The sequence below is a fragment of the Paenibacillus sp. TSA_86.1 genome, assembly GCF_052691815.1.
This window is the reverse complement of the sequence record NZ_JBQZGE010000003.1, coordinates 484,335-508,532: the sequence shown is the minus strand read 5'-3', so window position 1 is coordinate 508,532 and position 24,198 is coordinate 484,335. Positions and strand designations below refer to the sequence as shown.

Below are 24,198 nucleotides of genomic sequence, written 5' to 3'. Positions count from 1 at the left end.
AAAGTGAAAATCCGATGATAAAGGCGAGCGCTTCGCTTCTTCAGGTTTTTTCTGTCCTCTCCGTTATTGTGTAATCTTAGGAAATCAACTTAAAAGCAGAGACACACCTTCATTGATGGTGTGCAATAAAACCTTAAACCATTTGATTGCACTGGGCACTCCGATGACAGAATAACCTTTTGATCGCTGTTATCCCAGTAAAATCCTCAACCAAGTAAGTACTGGTTTGAGGAAAACAATACATCCTATGATGACGGCGAACACCGCAGCCAGTAAAACTGCCCCAGCCGCGGTGTCTTTTGCTGCTTTTGCGAGCGGATGAATATCGGGCTGTGCCAAATCAACAGCTGCTTCTAAAGCTGTATTCATTAGTTCGGTGACTAAAACCATAAATACAGCTGTCAGAACAAACATCCAATCTGTTCTCGAAATGTGGAAAAAAAATCCGGCTGCACACATCAAAATGGCAACTCCTGTGTGAACTCTAACATTCCGTTGCGTACGCAAGCCGTATGCAATTCCTTCCAGAGCGTTAAGGAATACCAGACCCCAGGAGCGCCTTTTCATTATCGTGTCAACCCGGCCCGGGCGAGAACAGCTTCCTGTTTCCCCATCATTTCTGCTTCACTTGCCTCATCCTGATGATCATAACCGAGCAGATGCAGGAAGCCATGAACAAACAGGAATCCCAGCTCACGCTCGAACGAGTGTCCATACTCCTCACTTTGCAATATCGTCCGCGGAACAGAAATGATGATGTCACCAAGCACATCCGGCATTTCTTCCATTTCCTCATCCTCATCAAGCTCGTAGATAATGTCCAGCTCTTCATCCACGGTTTCGTTCATAGCAAACGACAACACGTCTGTAGGACGGTCGATGCCTCGATAATCACGGTTCAGCTCGTGAATCTGCTCATCATTAACAAACGTGAGAGCAACCTCTCCATCCGTAATTCCCTCGGCTTCACCAGCAAGTGCCAGCAATTGCTCCAACATCACGATCATCGGCTCTGTGATTTCTTTATCCTGTTGTTCATTATTCCATGCGAGGTTAAGACTCATTCTTTCATAACTCCTGTCTACTCGTAATATTGATCAGCCGGCCTCAGGCGATGTCGGCTTTGGTTTCTTGATCTCTTCCGGATACTCGATTCTGGAGTGAAAAATGCCCATGACCGTTTCCTTTAATGTCTTGGCAACGATATCCAGTTCACGCATGGTAAGATCACAATCGTTAAATTGATGATCGTCCAGACGTCCCTTAATAATTTTTTCAATCATCGACTCTACCTGCTCCACGGTCGGCTTGCGAAGCGAGCGAACCGCAGCTTCTACACTATCGGCAATTCCCACAATAGCAGATTCTTTGGACTGTGCCTTCGGACCTGGATAACGGAAATCCTCTTCCGTGAAATCAGGTTCGATCCCCGCTTCTTCTGCCTGACGCAGCGCCTTATGGTAGAAATAGTGAAGGAATGTTGTGCCATGATGCTGCTCGGCAATATCCCGAATAGGTTTTGGCAACTTAAAGTCCTTCTGCATTTCTACGCCATCCCTTGCATGTGCAACGATGATCGACTTGCTCAACTTGGGATCAATCGAATCATGCGGATTCTCCATATTGTTCTGATTTTCAATAAAATAGATGGGGCGTCTAGTCTTGCCGATATCATGATAATATGAGCCGACACGACAGAGCAACCCGTTAGCACCTATAGCCTCAGCGGCTGCTTCCGACAGATTACCAACCATAACGCTGTGATGATATGTGCCAGGTGTCTCGGTAAGCAATTTGCGAAGCAACGGATGGTTTGGATTTGAAAGCTCCACAAGTTTAAGAGCCGATAAAATTCCAAATGACGTTTCAAAAAACGGCATTAAGCCGATCACCAGAATAGCTGTCAGTACTCCGCCAGCAAAGGCGTATCCGATGCCATAAAGCGTCGTAGTTCGATTCCAGTCTCCTGTGTCGATCAAAGCCAGGGTGAATACAGCCAATGAACCAAACAGGCAGACCATAATAGCGCCTTTTAAAATGGTCGATCGTTGACTTGCTCGATGCGTTGCAAAAATCGCTACAAATGAAACGACAACCGCAAAGAAACCAAGCTCAAAGTCGAACAGCTGCCCCTGATGTGTATTCAAAATAATACTGGACAACATACCGATCATTATCGAACACACAAACGCAAGTGAAGTATCCAATAACAGAGCAATCAACATCGCACCCACTGCCACAGGTGCCAGGAAACCGATAAACGGACGTTCATTGGTCTGGATTAAAGCGGTCACGTGCATCACAACAATCGTAATAATAAAAATGAGTACTAACATGAGCAGCTGCGCATTATTGTATTTGAAATGTGTTCCGCTGCCTTGTTGAATAAACATTAAAATCCCCGCCGACAGCATACCTGAGAACAAAAGCAGTCCCAGCTGCGGCCAGTAGTTGACTTCATTTTTCAGCAAATCATTTTCATTAAGCAATGCATACATTTCCGGGGTAATCATATCCCCTTTGGAAACAAGTGTATCCCCTTGCTTGATAAAGACGGTCGGTGTATTTTCACGCGCTTGAACTTTCGCTTCCTTGGTTCCCTCTTCATCGTAAAAACGGTTAGCGGTTACCACCAGTCGCGTAAGCTCCTGCACGACCTCACGCTGTGTACGTTTGCTAAGTGAGCTAACACTAACCATTTCCGCCACTTTTGCACGCGCCGCTGAAGCCTCACCGACCTGATCTGTCATCAATCTCGCCACAATGTCCCGTGCTACAGGTTTCATCTCCTGAATATCATCCGAAGTCAAACGGGAGATTTTGATATACGTTTCTTCTGGAATGCGGTAGCTCTGTTCCTGCACCACGTTTCGAATTTCTTCAAGCAGCGTGTCGGAGTATGTACCTGTTTTCCGATTGTTATTAATATAATTAGACACAAAATCCTTCTGACGCTGCGGAATTTCGTCCCGATATATATCAATCTTGTCCTGACTTGAGATTTGATCGTCCTGATTTAAACGGTCAATGCGATCCAGCAGCGTTGTCATCAAGTTTTCATTGCGCATCTGCACGATCTGATATATCGGCTGCACACGCTCGGCTGCTTCTTCCTGAGCCTTAAGCGTAGCCTTGTTATTCGGAATCTGCATAGGCGCAGCAATGTCCACTTCACTTCGTGTACCTTCCTGGATATCATATTTCTCGGGTAAGAGCTTGGAGGAAAGGCTCACGAAAAAGAGGATCACTAAAAACAAAAAGAGAAGATAGCGTGCCCACACGCTATACTTCCATCCTGTCGCTTTATTTTGAAAAGATTTGCCTTTTGACATTTCTTTCGAGGTCACTTTAGACAATCCCTTTCTATGCTTGATTTTCTGCGGCGTGGTTGTAAGCCACAATGATTTTCTGGACGAGGGAATGACGCACAACATCCTGCTCGGCGAAATGTACAAATCCAATCTCCTGAACCTCGCTCAGGATCGTATTCGCTTCGACAAGTCCTGATTTTTTGCCGCGCGGCAAATCAATCTGTGTCACGTCTCCTGTGATGACCATTTTGGAGCCAAAACCAAGACGAGTCAAAAACATTTTCATCTGCTCCGGTGTTGTGTTCTGTGCTTCATCCAGAATGATAAAGGAATCATCCAACGTGCGCCCACGCATGTAGGCCAAGGGAGCGATTTCAATCAATCCGCGTTCCAGTGCCTTTGCTGTCTGTTCCTGCCCCATAACGTCATAGAGCGCGTCATACAGTGGTCTCAGATACGGGTCTACCTTCTCCTGCAGATCACCTGGCAAGAAACCTAAACTTTCACCAGCTTCAACCGCAGGCCTTGTAAGCACGATGCGTTTGACACTGCCTTCTTTAATTGCGGCAACAGCCAGCACAACAGCAAGGTAGGTTTTGCCTGTTCCGGCAGGACCAATCCCGAATACGATATCCCGTTTTTTAATCGTGGTTACGTAATGTTTCTGTCCAATCGTTTTCACACGGATCGGCTTACCACGATATGTCGTCGTAATTTCGCCTTTGAACAGATCCAGAAGCTGATCTGCCCGCAAGTCTTTTGCCAGTTCTATTGCATACTTGACATCCCTTTCGGTTAACACGTAACCGTTACGTATCAATTGCAATAAGACATCGAATAGTTGTTCAAGGGATTCCACCTGCTGCACAGTACCAAAGATATTAATCTCTGCTTCGCGTGACGCGATCTGGGCAGGAATCTCGGATTCAATTAGTTTCAGAAAAATATCTTGGGGGCCAAACAGAGATTGCCCCTCTCCCGCACTCTGGAGCGAGATTTGTATGCTGCGTGTTTGCTCTGACAAATATCCTCATTCTCCTTGACTATGGACTAACGGAAGTTCTTCCGCGATGCTTTCTTCTACTTCAAATAATACTTTCATATAAACTTTACCATTCTCTTTCTTCTCATGCAAAATTTTTTCACTTAAAATTTCCGTACCTTTACCGTTCTTGGCCAAAATATCATTTCGCGCCCCTTCCAAACCTTTTGTTTTGGCCCAAGCGACACTCTGCTCTTCCTGATGAAAATTCGTTTCCATATCCTTCTCTGTCATCCATCCCATAGGTAAGGTGAAGGAACGCCAGGTGAGAGGTTTGTGGTAGGTCTCCGTATCATATGAACTATAGGGCGTACTTCCATACCCCCATAATTGGATTGCCCAACCCCCAAGTACCACATAAAACCGCTCTTTGCTCTCCCCCGTCATCGTTTGATGTTTCTGTATCAGGGGGACTTGTATATCGTATTCCCGCCAGACCATTCCCCGGACTTCTCCTTTAGCAACAATCGTTTTGGTATTTTCCTCATCACCAAGAATGCCCGAGATCAGCACTTGTCCTTTCTTGACACGCATGTCCTTCTGTACAACAGGACGTCCCTGTTCGGCATAAATCTGGGTGACAACCGCATCGGATTTACTGATCAGATGTCTTGGGTTCAGCAATGGCTCACGTTTAGGCTGCGCCGACTCGACCACCTGAATCGTAACTCTTGTCCCTTCTTTGGTTACGCCAATCCAGGTTACATTCGGCAGTGCAAGCGCAAGCTGTCTGGAGAGCTTGTCCGGGCTTTCCATTCGGAACCCCCATTGAAAGGGATAGAGGCCCTCCTTTTTGGCCGCAGCCAGCACCTCATCTGTTGGAATCGTTACATTCCCTTTGACTTCCACATTCCAAATCATGGACGATAGCGCAAATAGGGCCGCCACAAAAAATAACATGCCGAAGGCAAAAAACTTCCTGCGGAACAAACGAGCCAGGAAAAAGGGTAATCCACTGCGGTGAGTGATTTTCACTCTGCAGCCTGTCCTTTTTACAAGGGGACGCAGTCTGAAAAAATGCGGAAGCAAAATGCTCATCTCCGCCTGGCGTCCAACCTGTGCACGCAAATCCCATACACTCAGCCGCTGCTCTGTTATCATATTGATTAAAGTCTCAATGTCTCCGCCTGTAACTTTGATCTTCACGGCTCCTCGCAATTTATACAGACTGGGCTGCTTCATCCGTTTCCCTCCACTCCATTCATATGGATATCCAGAATAGTACCTTCTATTGCTACTTCATCCGGCAAAATGTTACGTATGACCAAAGCGCTGCCTTTAATCTCTAACTGGCCTTGTGACAGAGCAAGTACGATGCGATCCGGTGTGAAATGGATGACACCACGATGATTTTCTATATACAGTTGCTTGCTGCCGATCAGGGTTAACCGTGGCATATCATAAAGCACATCCTGCGGCAGATCCAGCACTTCACTGGTCCATCTGCGCAGCTTGCGACTGATCCGGGTCATTCGAAGGTCTTCCCCCTTCCTCTACAGTTCAACTTATGCGCAAATTCAGGGAATTATGAAGAATTGGTGAGCGGTAATGTACAAATTTTGCTAAAAACACAGGCATACAAAAAAAGCCTTCTCTGGAGGCAGGATACCGCCAGAAAAGGCTTCATTGGATCTTAGATATAACAGATAACTTGCAGACGTCTACAGCTTACCTCTTGTGCCAAAAGGATGCTTCGAACGGGGAGAACCGAGCACTTCTGCCCAGAGGACACCTGTTCGTATATCCTCTTGGCGAAGACGGGAAGCCCCTGTATCCGTTGTATCCGTATCTTCAAAACTGGAGTTCGATACCGATGGAGAACTTGCTGAAGAGATACGATTCAGTCTCTCCTGTATCAAACGTTGCTGTTCTTCCATCAATCTCATCTGCTCATCGACCGAGCTCTTCATGCTACCCATGGATTGGTCACCTCGAAAATCACCTTCCAAACGGGAAGACGCTGCAGGCTCTGGGTAAGGCTGGTCATAACGTTCATCATCATAGCGCTCACTGTCATAACGCTCGTCATGCTGCTCCTCGTAACGGCGGTCATCTGTTCCGGATGACTGCTGCGGAGAAGCATTACCGGAACGACGATTCGCGTCTTCACCGCCTCCAAACGTCGGCATTCCGTTACCAGGACGCTTCTGATTGGGGTTTGCCGATTTCCCCAACTTTCCAAGGAACGAAAAGAGGGCAAAGGCAACAATGGCTACAACATACAGATTGTTAAATATCCACTCAAATAGGCTCATATGCATTCACCGCCTATCTTCCGTTTTTGGAATCACCCTGATCATTGGAATTCGGACCCTCAGCAGGTTTTCCCAAAGTGTTGCGCATCTGAGTATCCGCTTCAATGTTTTTCAGGTTCATATAGTCCATCACGCCAATTTTACCACTGCGGAGTGCTTCAGACATCGCGAGTGGAACTTGGGACTCGGACTCTACGACACGTGCTCTCATCTCAACAACGCGTGCTTTCATCTCTTGCTCTTGTGCTACGGCCATTGCACGACGCTCTTCTGCTTTTGCCTGTGCAATACGTTTATCTGCTTCTGCCTGCTCGGTTTGCAAGAAGGCACCAATGTTTTTACCTACGTCTACGTCCGCGATATCAATAGACAGGATTTCAAACGCGGTACCCGCGTCCAAACCTTTGGACAATACCGTACGAGAGATCAAATCCGGATTTTCCAAGACATCTTTGTGAGAGTTCGAGGAACCGTTCGTACTTACAATACCTTCGCCGACACGGGCAATAATGGTTTCCTCACCAGCACCACCGACGAGGCGATCGATATTGGCACGAACTGTGACTCTCGCTCTAACTTTAACTTCGATACCGTCTTTGGCTACAGCGGATACGATTGGTGTTTCAATAACACGCGGGTTAACGCTCATTTGTACGGCTTGCAATACGTCACGACCTGCAAGGTCAATGGCTGCAGCACGTTCAAATTCGAGTGGAATATTGGCACGTTGTGCAGCAATCAATGCATTAACAACACGGTCAACGTTACCACCCGCAAGGAAGTGACTCTCCAATTGGTTCATTGTCAGTTGAAGACCCGCTTTGGTTGCTTTGATCAACGGGTTAACGATACGACTTGGTGTTACACGTCTCAATCTCATGGCCACCAGCGTAATGATACCTACACGCACGCCGGATGCAATAGCCGAGATCCAGAGCATAACCGGGAAAAAGCTGAAGAATACACTCAATACGATAATCGCCAGTACCGCGATGAGCAAAATGGTGATCATTGGATCCATAGTTTAAATTCCTCCGTTTGCAATATGTTTTTTTGTAAAAGGGAGCATCAGAACTGACGCTAATGAATCCGCTGCTGAAACCTCTTGCACCACATTGCCTGCAGCTCGGCAGCATGGTTATGTACGTTGCCGAAGTGATATCATCGCTTCGGCAACCGCAGGGTTACACCGGCAAAGCCTGTTGAACAACGATCCGGGTACCTTCTGCTTTGATCACAATAATCGGCGTATCAATTGGAATAAATCCGCCATCGGTGACCACATCGATGCGCTCACCATCAAACATCGCCGTTCCTGATGGACGAAGCGGTGTAAGACTGATGCCCTGCAAGCCAATCAGCTCTTTACGTTCTGTAGCCGAAGAATATCCACGGTCAGCTGACAACTTATCGCTTAATATGAATCGATTCCATATTCCTCGATCCTTGAAGACCACAGCGATGATCGCGATTACGACTAGTGCAGCTCCAAAAGCAATACCCAGGGACACAAACGCATCACTCGTGTCGTAAGCTGCTCTGACAACTCCGGCTACCAGCGCAATGGATCCCAAAATCCCCAGAATCCCAAAGCTCGGAATAAACATCTCCAGAATCATCATGACAAGCCCGACCGTAAATAATACCCATGTCTCCGCCCCGGCAAACCCCGCAATGTAGTTTCCGGAGAAATAAAGCACAAAACATACAATCCCTACAATTCCTGGAACGCCAAATCCAGGCACAATCAGCTCAATGATGACACCAGCAATACCAATGAACAGAAGTACCGTCATCACAATCGGATTGGTTAAAAATGTGGAAATGTTCTCGGCAGCAGTGCGTTCCAATTTGAACACATGCTCTTGACTATAACCAAGCCAAACTGCTGCTTCCTCAGGTGTATTGCTGATATGGTCGGCATAACCCACTTTCAATGCGTCCTCTGCGGAGAGAGCAATAATTTCACCTTTTTGTTTGGTTTTATTGATCTCCGGCATCTCTACCACCATATTCACGTCAGCCATGCCTGCTGCAATATCACCATCCCGGCCACTCTTTTGGGCAGCACCCTCCATTTTACTCGTCCAGTATGCTACCAGCTTGGGATCGTCGACATGTTTGCCTGTGCTGTCTACCATGGCTGCCGCACCAATCATACTGCCTGGTGACATTACGATCTTATCTGCATTCAGGGCAAGAAAACTCCCTGCGGATGCAGCGTCACCACGGACAAACGCCAACGTTTCAATCGGGCTGTCTTTGATCATCGTACCTAGCGCATCTGCAGTATCCACACGGCCTCCCGGCGTATTGATATCAAGAATGATCAAGCCAGCATTCATTTTCTCTGCTTCCTTGAATCCGCGCTCCATGAATTTGCCTAACCCCTGCTCGATTGGTTTATCTACCGGAATAATATATACGGCGCCGCTTTTCTCAGCTGCATGCGCTGACGGTATTCCAATCAAAACAGGAAGCAAAAGCGTCAGCAGCATCAAGAGCAGTATTGAGCCCGCAAGCTTCTTCCGGCGCTTTCCCTTCACATAAGTCCCCCCCTTTTCCGATAATGTTATACTGTCCAGCTTATGGTATTTATTACGCACAATGCAACATTACGTTTCAAAAACTTAAAATTATATTTGAATGTTCGAGTAATTGCAAGAAATATATATCCAAAATCATGTTTTAGATCCATTATTTATAAATTTATGTGTAGTTTTAGTGAAGGAAAGAAATGCAATTATATATGAATAAGCCCCCTACGCATGTAATAGAATGTAATCGTGTATTATAGCAACAATTTGGAGAATGACCTTCTCGTGAACTATTTCACTATAAAAAAGAAGATGATGCTAATGACGATGAAGACGAAAATAGAAAAAACACCTCCTGACAAGTCAGGAGGTGTTTATTGAATTTGCTTTATTGCAGAAATTGTTGAACTGCTTGATTAACCAGTTTGCCGTCCGCTTTGCCTTTGACTTTCGGCATAAGGGCCGCCATCACTTTCCCCATCTCGGCTTTCGAAGAAGCACCGGTTTCCTGGATGGTCTGCTGTACAATTACTTTAATTTCTTCTTCGGTAAGCTGTGCAGGAAGATACTGGATAAGTATTTCAATTTCCGCTTCGGCATTTGCCGCGAGTTCTTCGCGACCTGCTTTGCCAAATTCTTGGAGGGCATCTTTGCGCTGTTTGATTTCACGACTCAGGATATCAAGCACTTCGTTGTCATCCAAATCTCTTTTCAAATCTATTTCAAGATTCTTGATCGTCGAACGAATCAACCGAATGGTGGAGAGTCTGAACTTGTCCTTACTCTTCATCGCTTGCTTCATATCTTCGTTCAATCGTTCGCTAAGATTCATGTAGTTAAAATCCTCCTAAAACTTTCTCTTACGAGCAGCCTCGGACTTTTTCTTGCGCTTTACGCTTGGCTTCTCATAATGCTTACGTTTCTTCACCTCAGCCAAGACGCCATCTTTAGCGATGGAACGTTTAAAACGGCGAAGTGCAGCATCAATAGTCTCGTTTTTGCGAACTTTAGTTTCAGACACCAGTTTTCCCTCCCTCCGACCAGACCGTCCAAGAGCAATAACACGGTTCATCATCTTTCATTATAGGCGAAAGGCAATAAAAGTGTCAACCTTAACGTGATCCCTTAATATTAGCTGAGCTACAGCAATTTATCAAGTGCAAAAAACAATATTGCAACCTGAGTGCATCATAACGTGATCTTATTGGTGAGAATCAGACAAACTCGTGAGCGCACCCAGTCTGGTTCCGCCCAGCAAATGATAGTGCAAATGGTGCACCGTCTGCTCGCCGTCTTGGCCGCAATTGTTAATTAACCGGTATCCCGATTCCTGCACGCCCAGCCGTTTGGCAGCCTCCTGTGCAGCCGCATGAATTTCCCCGATCAAAGGTAAATCTTCTGCGGTTACATCATTCATGGATGCAATATGTTTCTTCGGAACAATCAACACATGCGTAGGTGCCGCAGGATGAATATCGTGAAATACAATCACATGGTCGTTCTCCAGTACTTTGTTGGAGGGAATGGTGCCCTCTACAATTTTGCAAAATAAGCAGTCCATCGTACAATCCCTCCTTCCTTTGACTTCAAATTATGTATACCCCTATATCATACTAAAAGTAAAATCGTACGTCCAATGCTGCGCGGGCTTGTTTAATTTCTGCACAACACTGGAACAAATGCTTTTATCTACGTGCGCGTACTCCTTTTCCCTTGTGATCGTTTTTAAAAGAAAAAGTCACACCCGCAGGCATGAATGCCATTGCCAGGGTATGACCTTAAGATGTTTGCTCGTTATGAGGTCACATGTGATGCGGACTTAAACCGGTTTTAATAATACGGCAGCAAGCTTAATGCTGTCAGTGCAAATAAAGGCAGAACCAGCCTGTTAAAGCGTCTGCGACCATAGCCATAATAAGGATAAGGGGACGGATAACCGTAACCAGGATAAAATCCACGAGCAGCCGCCGCTGGATAATGAGCTACAGGCATCATATTCGGACCCACATTGGCATGGCCTGCCATCACTTCATTCCCAACAGGAACGGCCAAATAAATCATTTCATCATCCACATTCTCTACAATGCCATCATAATGCGAACCATCATTCATCTGAATACATACATAACGATGGATGTGATCCTTACATAGTTTCTTTGCTGCTACTTTATCCACGCTTAACGCCTCCCAATGCTTCTCTTCTTCACCCTTCATCGTATTCAGAACTGGGCAGATTGACACTGCATTAGAGAGGTTTAGATCAAAGCGTGAGCATGAGAGGATAAAATAACACAACGGGAAAGCATGCTGAACAAAAAAAAGAAGCCCCTCGCGATAGGGCTTCCGTAGAAGTCCTGCTACGCGGACATCTATACAGGATGCTTCCTGAACAGATGTCCGGGCGGGGAGCTTAAAGCAAGTTTGTCGGCTTAGCTGTAGTATAACAGCGTGGTGAACCTGTATCTGTGATGTAACTCACTCGTTTAACGTAGGGTAGAAAAAGAGAAATATTTTACAAACAATTCATTTACATTCAATCAGAATTTACAAACTTTCCAACACAACTCTCGATCCCGCACCAGCATCCCCCGCCGGAATAACGACCAGCTTGCGCGGCAAACGCGCACGCAGTTCAGGAACGTGACTGATAATCCCTACGGTGAGCCGATCGTCATGCAATTTCTCCAGGGATGTGATGACCGTATCCAGCAGGTCCGGATCCAATGTGCCGAACCCTTCGTCCAGGAAGAAAAATTGCAGCGGATATTGTCCCCGCAGCTGAATCTGAGCGGATAAAGCCAGGGCCAGTGACAACGAGGTTAGGAATGTCTCTCCCCCGGACAAGGTAGACACCGGACGTTTGACGCCGCCATTCGCATCGTCGCAGATAACAAAACCGCCGCCCGAATCCACTTCAAGGGAATATCTCTGCTTCGTCAAGAAACGTAAACGCTGGGAAGCCGCATGACTTACCTGCATCAGCTGCTCCTCAGCAATGTACTCTACAAATGCATTGCCCCGGAAAGCGGCCTGCAGCTTGCTCAGTAACTCGCCTTGATGGCTAATCTCCAGTCGTTTCGTCTCCAGCTCAGTCCAGCGAACATGGCGTTGCTGCACATCCTCCAGATCTCGCTCGGCACGCGCTTTCGATTGTAACGCTGTCTCATCCTCGAAACGGGCCTGTTTCAAACGCTCTGTGCAAGCGATCCACTGCTCTTCCGTAACAACTGCACCATCCAGCTTCTGCTCCAGCTCACGCAGCTGAGAAGCCAGTTCGCGCTCACGTTCACGATGATACTGAATTTCTTTCTTCAACCGTTCGGCGTCCTCGGCAGCCATAGCCGCCTGTGTAACAGCGATATCTGTTTCGAACGGCGACTGTTCCAGCAGTTGTTGCCAACGCTCCTGCGCCTGTTCCAGATGCTCTGCCGCAGAAACGGACGCCTGCTGTGTCATTACGTCACGTTTCACGGATTCCTGCTTCTGCGCATCCGCTTGTTTGAAGCGTTGTGCAGATTCTTCCGCAATCTTGCGCAGTTCGTTCAAGCGCTGCTGCGCCCCGTGGATCAGATCTTCTACCCGTTGCTCGCCAACCCACTGGCGCAGACGTTCTTCTTTCTCGGCAAGCTGCTTGCTGCCGCCTTGCCATTCGGTCTGCCACTGGATCAGCTGCTTGTCCAATTCCACCAGCTTCTGCTGCAATGTCTGGACAAGCTGCTCTTTTTCCTCAAGGAACGTGACGCTTTTGCTCAGGCGTTCCTTGATGTCTTCGGCGCGTGCATCGCGCTCCTGCATCGCTTGATAGCGGCCTGCGGCCTCCTCCTGCGCGATGTCAGGCAGTTCTGCCGCCCAGCGGCCCTGCAATGCAGCCGCGGCGGCTTCGCTCTCGGCCAGCTTGCGCTCCGCCTGGGCGAGCCCGGCACGGCCGGCCTCTTGCGCAGCTGCCGCTTCCATGCGGCGCTGCTGCGCGCCCGAAGCCGCCTGCTGCAACGCGGCGGCTTCGCCCTGCAGTGGCGCTGCTGCGTCAGCCAGCGCCTGCGCGGCTTCGCGCAGCGCAGCGGCACGCGCTGCCCAGCCCGCCGGAGTTCGCCCGCTATCGGGCGATCCGGCAGGCTCGGGCTCCGCTGCCGCAGGCGCGGCCTCGGCTGCGGCCGGGGCATCGCCGGCCGCGGCGCCAAGCTGCGTCAGCAGGCTGCGACGTTCGTGCAGCTGCTGGCGCAGCCCGAAGCGCAGCTCCTGCAGCTCCGCGTGCAGGCTGCGCAGCAGTTCCAGGTCCGCATCGTCTGCGTGCGGACCTTCTCCCGGCGGCGCAGCCGGGAGCGGGTGGTGTGCGGAGCCGCACACCGGGCACGGCTCGCCATCGCGCAGCTCGGCGCGCAAGGCGGTGGACAGCCGGTGCAGCTCCTGCTCACGCATCGTGCCACGCAGCTGTTCCTCCGCCTGGGCCAGCAAGCGTTGTTCGCGGCTGAGATCCTGCTCACAGGCAAGCAAGGCCTCAAGACCCGCTGACGCCTGTTCAACCAATTGCTGGCGCTGTTCGGTCAGGCGTCTCTCTTCCGCAGCCGCCACTTCCAGCTTGGCGGCTCCTTGTTCGGCAGACTGCTGATAGGTCTGCATATCCACTTTATGCTGTTTTACCTGCTCAGACGCCGTATCGATCCGATGTTTCAGTTCAAGCGCTGTTTGCAGCTGTCTGCGCTCCTCGGATTTTACTTCGTTTGGCTTGAGACTCTCCTGTAATTCCTCACGCCGTTTACGTCCACGCAGTTGAAGCTCCTGCTCTTTATGCAGCTGTTGCCTCAATGTTGTCTGTTCTGCTTGCCCTTTCTCCATCAGCTGTGCAAGTCGGGAACAATCCGCCTGCAGACCATCCCGTTCCCGCTGCAGTTCCTTGGCTTGTTCCAGCTGATCCAAACGCAGGAGTAATTTCGGCTCTTCTGCTGCCAACTGTTGCCGGGCCTCTTCAGCCTTTTCCGCTTCCTGCACAGCTACACGTTCATGCTCTACCGCCTGCTGCCGAGCCGTTTCTGCCTCCATCTGCCGCTGCTTCCGGGTTGCAGATGCGCTCTGCACGGTCTGAAGAGCAGGCAGCATCGCTTCGGCAGCTCCCGATAACTTCAAACGTTCTTCATTGGCTTCAATCTGTTCTGCCCTGGAATGCAGTTGCTGCTGCTCTTCCATTCTTGTTTGCCGTTCCTGACTCAGCTCACGGATTTTGCCAAATTGTTCTGCTTCCTTCACCGCTGAATCCACTACTTTACGCGATACCTCGGCATGCTGAATTGCAGCCTGAAGCAAATGTTTCGTTTCTTCGAGCGTTTCTCGACTGGCATTGCCGAGTCCCTGCTGCTCTGCAGCAAGGGATTGATGCACCATGTCGTTGTCCTTGACTCGACGACTCAATTTAATCGAGAGCTGATCTCCGTACTTTTCCAGATGGAAGAGCCGTTGCAACATCTGCCTCCGCTCACTCCCTTTCAGCGAGAGAAACTCGGCAAATTTCCCTTGTGGCAAAACAACCGCCCTTGTGAAATCATCCATTTTCAGACCAATCACATCTTCAACGCACCGATTCACTTCGGCCAGCTTGTCAGCAAGCACTTGATCTTCCCCGTCAATCGTCTCGATAAACTTGCTGACCGTATTGCTGACAGATACTTCATTGTTACGCTTGAAACGCCGTTCGACCCGAAATCTCCTTGTACCCTCTGCCGAAACAAGCTCAAATGTAAAAGCAACAGAGAGCGAATCTTCGGCATGATTCATAATGCCCTGTGTACCATTCACAGCCCGCTCCACCTTGCCATACATGGCAAGGGTAATCGCATCAAGCAAGGAAGATTTGCCACTGCCGGTAGGCCCGAAAATCCCAAACAAACCCGTCTCCGTCAGCACCGTAAAATCAATTTCCTGCATCTCACGATAACTTTGCAGTCCGGCAACCTTCAGTAAAATCGGTCTCATCTGCCTTCGACCTCCTCGCGCGCACCTGGCTCGTCTTCATCCACAAGCTCCAGGAACAACTGTACAAGGCTATCTTCGGGCTGTGCTCCGCCAGTCTGACGCTGATAAAATTTGCGGAAAAGTTCATGCACTGGCAGCTCTGAACGCTGCTCTATAAGCCCTGCTGCTTCCATCTCGGGATATACAGGACGAATATGGATAATGCCCTCATGGGCTTTACGCAACTGCTGAATCTCTTTCAGAGACATCGCATCCTCCAGCCAGACTTCCATATCGATGTATGCCTTGGGGTCACGTCCTTCGTCAAGCCAACGGTACACTTCAGCCAGACCGCCGCGTGCCTTCCAACGAACGAGCGGATTCCCCGAGGTAAGCAACACCTCTTCGACTTGTGCTGCTCCACCTGGTGTGAGATCCACCATTGTAACGGATTTGCTCTGTCCAGCTTCCGAGAAACTGTACGCCAGTGGAGAACCGCTGTACCGAATGACACCATCCCCTTTCACGGCTTGTGCCCGATGCAAATGCCCCAGTGCAGTATACTGTGCCCCTGTAGCCAAAGAAGATGGGTCTACCGTGTAGGCTCCCCCCACTTGAATAGGCCGTTCTGAATCGCTCTCTACTCCGCCTAACACATAAATATGGCTCATGGCGAGATTCACTGTATCTGGACGAAAGGAAGAGGCCAAACGCTGCATTAACATGCCCACTCTGCGGCTGTAAGCTTGACGAAGCACATTCTCGTCTCCATCTGTCGTTAACAGCTCATTTAATCTCGCTTCCGAGGGGTACGGTAAAGCTGCAATGTATGCTGTCTCTCCGGTTCGCCGTGTATGAATGGTAACCGCTTCTGATACCGGCGTGCCAACCAACGTAATTCCTTGTCTGTTCACAAGAGGGGTCACCGAAGCTACCCGCTCGGGTTGATCGTGGTTGCCTGCAATGACAACAAGGGGTCTTCCATGTTCGGTCAAACGTGCTGCCGCCTCATAAAACAGTTGTTCAGCCGAGGCAGGTGGATTAACAGAATCGTACACATCTCCAGCCATCAAAATAGCATCGGCCTGTTGATCATCGGCAAGTTTGACGAGTTCATCGACAAAGTCCTCCTGTTCACGAAGCCTGCTTCGTCCCTCCAGCGTTTTCCCCAGATGCCAGTCTCCCGTATGCAAGATACGCATCGTCCGTTCCACCTCTCTTCCCTAACTCATCTATCATTTCTTCTATCACTTTATAATTTAACCGCATGACCACCATCAAAAAAGTAGAGCCATGTATGGTCAACTTGCCGACCCAATATATCCTCAATCGCCCGTCCGTACAATTCTAGTTGGAAACGATAGTTTTCAATCAGCGGTTCCAGCCCCCCGCGATGATCCAGCACCCGATCGGTCTTGTAATCTAGCAGAACAAGTTCACCATCGACCTCATAGAGACAGTCAATGATCCCCCTTACGAGCACGGTTTCGTTCTCTAGCAGAGCCTGCACTTTACGATGTTCACCGAACATCTCCTGCTCTTCATTCCGCTGCAATTCATTTAGCCACTCCGCAGGAGATTGATGTGCCGGGAGGCCATAAGTAAATGGAATCTCCCTTTTAATCCATGATGCACGAAGCATCTCCATTCCTGGTTGTGTTTCAAAGAAGGACGTTAGTTCACTGCGTTCAATTGCCTCCACCTGATAAGGAAGCAAAATTTGAAGCGCCAGCAAGCGGGAAATGGTCTGTTCAACAACAGCTGTATCCACAACTGAACCGTCTACAGGAAGATGCTGCATCAACGTGTGATACACGATTCCCCGTTCTGTTCCCGTCAGTTGTCTCTCTTCCATGAATTTGGGACGGCGCAGATGTAGTTTGAATGAAGATTGCATGGCTTGGGTTCCCTGAAGAATCTCCGCTTGCTCCCGCAGCTCTTCCATCACACGATACGAAACATCCTCCTGGTTCGATAGCAAGCTCTTCATTTCGGTCACCGAAGTGCTCGCAGCCACATGTGAGGCTTGTTCATTCGGATACGTCCAGGAAAGACGTTTGTCTATTTCACGCACAAGTCCATCCAGAACCTCTTCATTGGATTCGTTTAAATCTGACTGCTCAATCACTGCTGCCGATGAATTTAATCGAACCGGCTGCAACTCTTGCAGAGCTGTCGTCCGTTCTGTTCTCAACTCGTTCATCACGTCTTCTTCGTTCTGTACTACGCCTGAGTTCATATCACGTGACACTTGATCCGCAGCCACCACCGATATGTTCCAACGTGATTCATCACTTGCCAAACATGCCGCAAAATGATCACGATCCCCTGCAAGCTCACGCAGCACCGCCGCATCCCTGTGTCTTATCAATGCCGGACCGATCCAGTCCAGATAATTCCGTCCCGCAGCAAGCAGATAATCGGGTAGCGCCAGTTCCGGACTGTCTTTAACCTGAGACCAAACCTGCGCCTTTTTGGCTGCATCCTTCACCGTTCCTACCAGAATCATTTTCTCTTTTGGCCGGGTTAAGGCGACATACAACACCCTCATCTCTTCCGCCAAAAGTTCAAACTGAGCCCGCCGACGTATAGCCAGATTGGCTAATGTAGGATAAGCCACCCTGTTGTCACGATCCACAAATCTCGGGCCAAAGCCAAGTTCCTTGTGCATCAGAAACGGTGCATGAAGATCCTGCTGATTAAACATTTTCGAGATACCTCCGACAAACACAATCGGAAACTCCAGACCTTTACTTCGATGAATGGTCATGATTCGTACTACGTTGTCCTGTTCCCCTGAACCGCTGGCTGCTGCTCCGAGGTCACCGCCATTTTCCCGCAATCTGGAGACATACGTCAGGAAACGGAACAACCCACGATTTGCCGTTGATTCCTCATATTGACGCGCTCGATCATACAACGCCTTCAGATTGCTTTGGCGCTGTTGGCCGCCTGGAAGTCCTCCAACCCAGTCCAGATATCCCGTTTCGCGAAAAATGCGCCAAATCAGCTCACTTAAGCTGCCTTGCCTTGCTTCCAGTCTCCACTGTTCCAATTGACGCAAAAAACAAATAAGCTTCTGCTGCAGATCCGAATCCACTTCTAATTCAGTAGTAACGGCTGATTCGCGCTGAGCCTGTTCGATCTCTGACCAACCTTCCGGCCACTGTAACTGAATCAAACCTTCATCCATCGGGTCCTGTCCTGGCTCAGACCGCTGACCGGGTATATTTGATCCACTCTTCCACTCTCCTGCAGCTGATATGACTGCATCATAAAAAGACTGTCTTTTGTCCCCTAGACGAATCTGGGCAAGTTCTTCTTCATTTAGTCCAACCATAGGAGAACGTAGCACGGACGCCATTGGAATATCCTGTCTTGGATTATCCACAAGCTGCAATAGTGATAACATAATTTCCACTTCCGTAGCTTGAAAATATCCCTTACTCTGCTCTCCACCTGCCGGGATGCCCTGCTGTCTGAATTCCTCAATCATCAGCGGTGCCCACATCAGGGTCGAACGCAGCAAAATAACAATGTCTCCATAACGTGCCGGACGCATCGTCTGCAAAGCCTTATCATAGACGCTGAGCGCAGGTTTATCTGTTTCTCCGACCATTTCTCGAATTCGCGCGGCAATAGCACGTGCTTCCAGTTGAGCCGTTTCAAGTTCGGCGCTCTCCAGTTCTGCAGCTCCAACCGCATCTACTCCATCTTCGGTTACCTCCGATAGATCCGTTCCGCTGCCTTGGCGATCAATTAACACAAGCTCAGGCGTGTACGCCTCGCTTCCAAGTGTCTCTGACGGAAAGGATGCACCGTAGGCCAACTGAGCCCGCTCATCATAGGCAATCTCAGCGACCCCTTCGTTCATAAGCTGTCTGAATATAACATTAACGGAATGCACCACTTCGGCACGACTACGGAAATTACGGGCAAGGTCGATTCGTTTCCCCGTTCCCGTTGCTACACCCGTTTTTGTACTATTTTCTTCGTTGTCATCCGTATGCACATGAACACTCGCCGTGTAGTTACGATATTTGTTCATGAAAAGGCCTGGCTCAGCCAAGCGGAAGCGGTAAATACTCTGTTTGACGTCACCAACCATGAATCGGTTACCCGGGTTCTCTCTGGAGATCAATCTGACAATATCCTCCTGAACCGTGTTCGTATCCTGATATTCATCCAGCAGTACTTCATCAAAACGTGCACGATATTCCATCGCCGCATCCGAAGGCATCGAATGTTCGGGTGTCGAATCCTCATGGCGCAAAATGTGCAGACAATAGTGCTCCAGGTCGTTAAAATCAACCTGTCCGCGTTCCTGCTTCGCCTGACGATAACGCTCGCCAAAGGTACTGACCAGACGAGAAAGTTCTTGCATCAGCGGCGCAGCCTGCTCCAGCTCCTGCCAGAAGGAGAATGCACTCCTGCCAAAAAGTGAACCTTTCAGATCGGCAACAGCCTTTTTGGCCGTTTCCCGCAGCTCCTTCACCTGCTCTTGCATTCCAGGGTCGGTCTGATCTTTTTTACAAGGCTTCAATTTGCCAAATACAGCTGGCTCGAATACCTCAGGCAACCTGTCCCAAGGCATGACTTCAACAGCGGATAAAAGCTCTTCAACCATCGCCAAATCCTTTTGCAGTGTCTCCGCATAAGGTGCCGGCCCCTCAGGCTGCAACGAAATCTGAATTCCTTGTCGTAGCAAACCTGCTGCCCCGCTAAGAGCGAGAGCCGCATCACGTAAAATGCTCTGCACCCAGGCCGATTGACCCAGTGCCTCTACGCTTTCCACTTGAAAAGCTTCAGCCATCTCCATCAGCCAGTGATCCGGCCATGAATGGCTTCGCGAGAAATCGTACAAACGCTGCACCAGCCGGTGCATCGCATCATCATTCCGTTCTCCACTGAACCAGTCCACCAGTTCGCGGAACGTGCTGCCCTCGTCTTCTTCGCCATACTTTTCCTCAAACAGTTCCTCCAGCAATTCCTGACGAAGCATCTCGGCCTCATTTTCATTCAGAATTCGGAATGCCGGATTCAGCGGAATCTGCTGATAGTACCTGCGAATGACTTCCATACAGAAGGAGTGTAGCGTTGTAATGGAGGCTCGTCCGAGCAGCGACAATTGCCTGCGCAAATGTTCTTCCTCCGGCTGCTCCTCAAGCGCACGATCCAGCGCTTCCCGAATGCGCTGTTTCATCTCGGCAGCCGCCGCCTTCGTAAATGTAGCAACAAGCAATCGATCCACGCTGAATCCTTGGGAAGGGTCTGCAATTTTGCGAATAATCCGTTCGACCAGAACAGCTGTTTTACCCGATCCCGCAGCTGCGGCGACCAGAATATCTTCTCCATGCTCAGCAATGGCGCTCCACTGATCATCACTCCAGAAGCTGCCTTCCGGTTTAAGCATATGCATTATAACGTTCCCCCTTCCTGACCATGAGACAGCATGTCCCAGATTTGCTGTTTGCCCGGTTTGGACAACAGTTTATAATCATTACCCTCAATATTTTCATCAAACTGACAGACCGGTTTGAAAGCACAAAACGTACATGCAATTTCCTGCTGTATCCGATAAGGCTCAATCGCAGTATCTCCGTCCGTAATCCGGGTTCCAATCTCGCGGATATTGCCACGAACGGCGGCAAGCAGCGTATCCCACTGTTCTGGAGTCGCTACAGCGGCACTGCTGTAGAAGCTGCCGTCTGCTTTTAATGCCACCGGAATTATAGCGGAATGCCCTTTGTCCAGCGTGTTATCCATTTGAGCAACGGCATCACGGTCAGCGAGTAGCAGACCTTTCATTTTAAAACGTTTCAGCAGCTCTTGCCCGGCCTGTTCCGATGTCATGCCATTGGCGGATTGCAGTAGCGGATTATGCACATGGAAATAGAGAGTACCTCCTGGCATCGCCGTTTCCCCCAACCACTCCTCAGCCGCACTGAGCAGCACTTCCAGATAGGTGAGCATCTGCAGCGATAACCCGTAGTACACCTCATGAAGCTTGAGATCTGTCTGGCTGGACTTGTAATCGATCACACGCAGCAACAGACCATTCTCACCTTCTGCAACATCTACGCGGTCGATCCGGCCAACAATCTCCAATACACAGCCGTTCTCCAGTTCGAAACGCAAGGGCGGCAAAGGTTTCCCAGGACCAAAATCAAGCTCCAGCCCAATCGGTTCAAAACTGCCGCGTCTCGACTGTTCGCCTAGAATAACGGATGCACGGCTGACGATATCTTTTAATTTGCGGAAAATATAACCATAACGCTTCGTGCTCAGCAAGATTTCGCCCTGAAGCTGAGGAGCGATTTGCTCCACCGTTTGCTCCGCTTCCTGGCGGCATTGATCCGGTGTCAGACTGCCCCAGCTACGATTTTCCTCACGCAGGCGCATCGCCAGTTGACTCAGTGCAGCATGGAACAACTGACCGATATCCGGAGCCTGTAGGCGATATAATTGCCGTTCCTTGAGCTTCAATCCATGTGATGCAAAATGAGAGAACGGACAGGCAACAAACCGTTCCATCCTTGAAACACTTGTCCGCACCTCCGTACCGTACAGCCGGCGGCTGGTTGAAGTTTGCAGCCGCAGCGCACGGTTACGATAAAAGACAGAACTCAGCAACCGCTCCAGCCCAGGGCGGCTCTCTTCACGGGTAACATGCCAATTGTAGACTACCCACCATATGTCGGAAATATCTTCTCCCCTGCGCCATCTGCGCAGCTGTCCAATCAACATGGATAGGCTCTGTTCAGGATGAATCGCATATGAGAGATGCACGGCCTCCGAATCCGAAACTGGCGGCTGAGCAAGTAAAGGCTGCTCCTGCAATCCAAACATTTTGCGTACATGGCGCACAATTTCGGAAGGCAGTAGTGATTTACCCTCATCATCTGCGACCGGATAGCTCAGCCATAACTGCTTGCTGGCCGCTGTCAAAGCGGTGTAGATCAGAAAACGTTCATCCAGCATGAGTCTCGTTGCTCCAGGTCCCAGCCCCATCCCTCTTTCATTGAGTAACCATCTTTCCTGCTCGGTTAACACACCGTTATCTTGAGGAATCGCTGGCAGTTCTCCATCAACTGCTCCGAGAATAAAAACATATTTCATATCACGCAGACGTGTGCGATCCATGGAACCAAACAACACCTGGTCAAGCGCCGGGGGAACGAGCCCCAGCTTGAGTTCAGTCAATCCCGTTTCCATCATGCCCGCGAACAAAGTGATATCCAGGCGTTCATTGCCCATCATATCAACCATCTGATCCAGCAGATCCAGCACGGCACCCCACATTTGACGATGTTCTCTGGATCGCTCCGGATCCCCTTGTGCCTTGGCCCGAGTAGACATCTGATCCAGCTTATGTGCAATATCTGCATCCTCTAACAGCCTGAATAAAGCCTCACACTGGGCGGCAGCCGTTTTTGCTTTTTTCATTCGTTTCTCGAACGTGCCAAGTGCCGATGTGATTAAGGTTCTGCAGCTTTCCATCAGTGATAATACTGCATCGCGTCCTCGGCTACGTCCTTCCTGACTGTTCTCCTCGAGAGACAGACTCGGTACATACTTCCACGGCTTTCCATCTGTCCAGCGATATCCGTGAATCCCGCAGGCAAGCACATAATTCTCCAGCTGATCCATATCTTCACGCGTGATAGATCCATCCAGCGGAAGTAGCAGATCTGTTTTGACACAGCGAAATACATCCTCATAACGCCAGTTGCGCCTGACGATATCCAGTGCTGAACGGATGAATTCGGATAAAGGATGATGCAGTTCACTTCGTCTTCGGTCGAGGAAGACCGGAACATCATAATCCCTGAATAACGGCTCCGCGATATCAGCATAAGTCTCCAGGCCGCGAACCAGCACCGCCATATCCCGATACCTCGCTCCATCCTCCTGCGCCAGACGGCGCATTTCACGCAGTGCTCCCTCCAGTTCTGCCCTGCGATTCTCCGCAGCGATCAAGCGTATCCCCGAGTCCTCGCCCTGACTTCTCCAGCGAACACGCCGATCAAAACCAGCCTCCAGATGGGCAAGTCCAGGCCGCTCCTTAAATCTCGGCAACACTTCAGCATGCAGTATCGTTGTATCGCTGGACACACCCAAATGATCAGCCATGCCTTTAAGGCGCGCATAAGCACTCGCGGTTGGATAGAACAATTCCAGTTCTCCTGGCAGCATACCTTGCTCGTAAGCGCCATCAAGCGTTAGGGAAATGGTTACAGACGAAGCTTGCAACATCAATTGTCCAATAACACTTAGCTCTTGAGGAGTGAAACTGTGAAATCCATCAATCCACACTTCAGCTCCCTGTAGCCATGTGCTTTCTGGCAAACGGCCCGTCAGTTCGTTCAGGGTATCCTCATCATCTATATATAAATCAGCCAATTCCTGCTCATAATCATGGTAGATCAGGTTCAAATCATGTAGCTTATCTTCCAGAATAGGTGAAGCCGATGCAATGCTCCATTCTGCAAGTCCCTCTTCGAGTGAAGAGGCATGAACTTCATATCGTTTGAACTCACTATATAAATTCGTCAATTCCCCAATAAATCCAAGCTGGCTGCCCGAAGCAGCAAACAGCCGTAATTCTTCCTTCCGGCGCTGGATGACTTTATATAAAAGCATCTTCTTGCCCTCGGCTCCAATCGGAATACGGGCCGAACCTCCAGCCTCCTGCATGACGCGATAAGCCAGACGTCGAAAGCCAAACACCTCGGCACGCATCGTGCCTTTAATTCCTCCTGAAGAAACCAGTGCCTGTTCTGTCCGGAATGAACTCTGTTCCGGAACTAACAGAATCAGCGGTTTTCCTTGAGGCTCCTGCCTAAGCAAGGATGTGATTTCCCGAGTGATCAGTGTGCTTTTGCCACTGCCTGCCCGGCCAATTACAAAGCGTACGGACATGTGTCATCCTCCAAACTGCACGTACAAGATTTTAATTTCCAGTATACCACACCTCGTCCGCTTCGGAACATACGTTTGCCATGATCCACCTAATAAGACCATAATATTGTTATTGGAAAAGAAGAAGTAAGACTGATATTGAAAAAGCCGACTGTAGCATTGGAGATCAACGTTATCTGATGCTTGTC

Annotated in this window: 17 protein-coding genes; all 17 read right to left on the bottom strand. The window is 49.4% G+C overall.

Going from position 1 to position 24,198, the window contains the following annotated elements; translation table 11 throughout:
* Window positions 1-189: 189 nt before the first annotated feature.
* The 17 genes from ACUTVW_RS11205 to addB all read right to left on the bottom strand — a co-directional run bounded on the left by ACUTVW_RS11205 (window position 190) and on the right by addB (window position 24,010).
* Window positions 190-567 (bottom strand): diacylglycerol kinase family protein, encoded by a 378-nt coding sequence (locus ACUTVW_RS11205; RefSeq protein WP_445645859.1) that lies wholly within the window; start codon window positions 565-567, stop codon window positions 190-192.
* The gene (ybeY, locus tag ACUTVW_RS11200) at window positions 567-1,064 is read right to left on the bottom strand and encodes an rRNA maturation RNase YbeY (protein WP_434750095.1); all 498 of its coding nucleotides are present in this window, start codon (window positions 1,062-1,064) and stop codon (window positions 567-569) included. The genes ACUTVW_RS11205 and ybeY overlap by 1 nt, the downstream gene beginning before the upstream one ends.
* Before the next feature lie 33 nt (window positions 1,065-1,097).
* Window positions 1,098-3,347, bottom strand: coding sequence for an HD family phosphohydrolase (locus ACUTVW_RS11195; RefSeq protein WP_445645858.1), 2,250 nt, complete (start codon window positions 3,345-3,347; stop codon window positions 1,098-1,100).
* 16 nt (window positions 3,348-3,363) lie between these two features.
* Window positions 3,364-4,335: a PhoH family protein gene (locus ACUTVW_RS11190; protein WP_434750093.1), complete on the bottom strand. Its 972-nt coding sequence runs from the start codon at window positions 4,333-4,335 to the stop codon at window positions 3,364-3,366.
* Between the two features lie 6 nt (window positions 4,336-4,341).
* Window positions 4,342-5,535, bottom strand: coding sequence for a sporulation protein YqfD (gene yqfD, locus ACUTVW_RS11185; protein ID WP_445645857.1), 1,194 nt, complete (start codon window positions 5,533-5,535; stop codon window positions 4,342-4,344).
* Window positions 5,532-5,825 carry a sporulation protein YqfC gene (gene yqfC / locus ACUTVW_RS11180; protein ID WP_123062571.1) on the bottom strand — a complete coding sequence of 98 codons (294 nt, stop codon included), beginning with the start codon at window positions 5,823-5,825 and terminating at the stop codon, window positions 5,532-5,534. The genes yqfD and yqfC overlap by 4 nt, the downstream gene beginning before the upstream one ends.
* A 189-nt stretch (window positions 5,826-6,014) precedes the next feature.
* Window positions 6,015-6,608 carry a hypothetical protein gene (locus tag ACUTVW_RS11175; protein WP_445645856.1) on the bottom strand — a complete coding sequence of 198 codons (594 nt, stop codon included), beginning with the start codon at window positions 6,606-6,608 and terminating at the stop codon, window positions 6,015-6,017.
* A 13-nt stretch (window positions 6,609-6,621) separates the two neighbouring features.
* The gene (gene floA / locus ACUTVW_RS11170) at window positions 6,622-7,629 is read right to left on the bottom strand and encodes a flotillin-like protein FloA (protein ID WP_445645855.1); all 1,008 of its coding nucleotides are present in this window, start codon (window positions 7,627-7,629) and stop codon (window positions 6,622-6,624) included.
* 163 nt (window positions 7,630-7,792) lie between these two features.
* Window positions 7,793-9,106, bottom strand: coding sequence for an NfeD family protein (locus ACUTVW_RS11165; RefSeq protein ID WP_445645881.1), 1,314 nt, complete (start codon window positions 9,104-9,106; stop codon window positions 7,793-7,795).
* A gap of 427 nt (window positions 9,107-9,533) precedes the next feature.
* Window positions 9,534-9,977 (bottom strand): GatB/YqeY domain-containing protein, encoded by a 444-nt coding sequence (locus tag ACUTVW_RS11160; RefSeq protein WP_090914751.1) that lies wholly within the window; start codon window positions 9,975-9,977, stop codon window positions 9,534-9,536.
* Window positions 9,978-9,992: 15 nt separating this feature from the next.
* A complete protein-coding gene (gene rpsU / locus ACUTVW_RS11155; RefSeq protein ID WP_005547957.1) occupies window positions 9,993-10,166 on the bottom strand; it encodes a 30S ribosomal protein S21 in 174 nt (57 codons plus the stop codon).
* 180 nt (window positions 10,167-10,346) lie between these two features.
* Window positions 10,347-10,706 carry a histidine triad nucleotide-binding protein gene (locus ACUTVW_RS11150; RefSeq protein WP_445645854.1) on the bottom strand — a complete coding sequence of 120 codons (360 nt, stop codon included), beginning with the start codon at window positions 10,704-10,706 and terminating at the stop codon, window positions 10,347-10,349.
* A gap of 269 nt (window positions 10,707-10,975) precedes the next feature.
* On the bottom strand, window positions 10,976-11,359 hold the full coding sequence (locus ACUTVW_RS11145; RefSeq protein WP_445645853.1) for a hypothetical protein: 384 nt from the start codon (window positions 11,357-11,359) through the stop codon (window positions 10,976-10,978).
* A gap of 330 nt (window positions 11,360-11,689) precedes the next feature.
* Entirely contained in the window at window positions 11,690-15,109 is a 3,420-nt protein-coding gene (locus ACUTVW_RS11140) for an SbcC/MukB-like Walker B domain-containing protein (protein ID WP_445645852.1), read from the bottom strand.
* Window positions 15,106-16,290 carry an exonuclease SbcCD subunit D gene (locus ACUTVW_RS11135; protein ID WP_445645851.1) on the bottom strand — a complete coding sequence of 395 codons (1,185 nt, stop codon included), beginning with the start codon at window positions 16,288-16,290 and terminating at the stop codon, window positions 15,106-15,108. Before ACUTVW_RS11135 ends, ACUTVW_RS11140 begins: the two co-directional genes overlap by 4 nt.
* A gap of 50 nt (window positions 16,291-16,340) precedes the next feature.
* Window positions 16,341-20,507: a helicase-exonuclease AddAB subunit AddA gene (gene addA, locus ACUTVW_RS11130; protein WP_445645850.1), complete on the bottom strand. Its 4,167-nt coding sequence runs from the start codon at window positions 20,505-20,507 to the stop codon at window positions 16,341-16,343.
* The gene (addB, locus tag ACUTVW_RS11125; RefSeq protein WP_445645849.1) at window positions 20,507-24,010 is read right to left on the bottom strand and encodes a helicase-exonuclease AddAB subunit AddB; all 3,504 of its coding nucleotides are present in this window, start codon (window positions 24,008-24,010) and stop codon (window positions 20,507-20,509) included. The genes addA and addB overlap by 1 nt, the downstream gene beginning before the upstream one ends.
* Between the last annotated feature and the right edge of the window lie 188 nt (window positions 24,011-24,198).

Coding starts and splice junctions, on each gene's coding strand:
- ACUTVW_RS11140 (WP_445645852.1), bottom strand. CDS start 15,109: ATGAGACCGATTTTACTGAAGGTTGCCGGACTGCAAAGTTATCGTGAG.
- addB (WP_445645849.1), bottom strand. CDS start 24,010: ATGTCCGTACGCTTTGTAATTGGCCGGGCAGGCAGTGGCAAAAGCACA.
- ACUTVW_RS11135 (WP_445645851.1), bottom strand. CDS start 16,290: ATGCGTATCTTGCATACGGGAGACTGGCATCTGGGGAAAACGCTGGAG.
- ACUTVW_RS11160 (WP_090914751.1), bottom strand. CDS start 9,977: ATGAATCTTAGCGAACGATTGAACGAAGATATGAAGCAAGCGATGAAG.
- ACUTVW_RS11150 (WP_445645854.1), bottom strand. CDS start 10,706: ATGGACTGCTTATTTTGCAAAATTGTAGAGGGCACCATTCCCTCCAAC.
- ybeY (WP_434750095.1), bottom strand. CDS start 1,064: ATGAGTCTTAACCTCGCATGGAATAATGAACAACAGGATAAAGAAATC.
- yqfD (WP_445645857.1), bottom strand. CDS start 5,535: ATGAAGCAGCCCAGTCTGTATAAATTGCGAGGAGCCGTGAAGATCAAA.
- ACUTVW_RS11205 (WP_445645859.1), bottom strand. CDS start 567: ATGAAAAGGCGCTCCTGGGGTCTGGTATTCCTTAACGCTCTGGAAGGA.
- ACUTVW_RS11175 (WP_445645856.1), bottom strand. CDS start 6,608: ATGAGCCTATTTGAGTGGATATTTAACAATCTGTATGTTGTAGCCATT.
- addA (WP_445645850.1), bottom strand. CDS start 20,507: ATGCATATGCTTAAACCGGAAGGCAGCTTCTGGAGTGATGATCAGTGG.
- yqfC (WP_123062571.1), bottom strand. CDS start 5,825: ATGACCCGGATCAGTCGCAAGCTGCGCAGATGGACCAGTGAAGTGCTG.
- floA (WP_445645855.1), bottom strand. CDS start 7,629: ATGGATCCAATGATCACCATTTTGCTCATCGCGGTACTGGCGATTATC.
- ACUTVW_RS11165 (WP_445645881.1), bottom strand. CDS start 9,106: ATGCTGCTGACGCTTTTGCTTCCTGTTTTGATTGGAATACCGTCAGCG.
- ACUTVW_RS11145 (WP_445645853.1), bottom strand. CDS start 11,359: ATGAAGGGTGAAGAAGAGAAGCATTGGGAGGCGTTAAGCGTGGATAAA.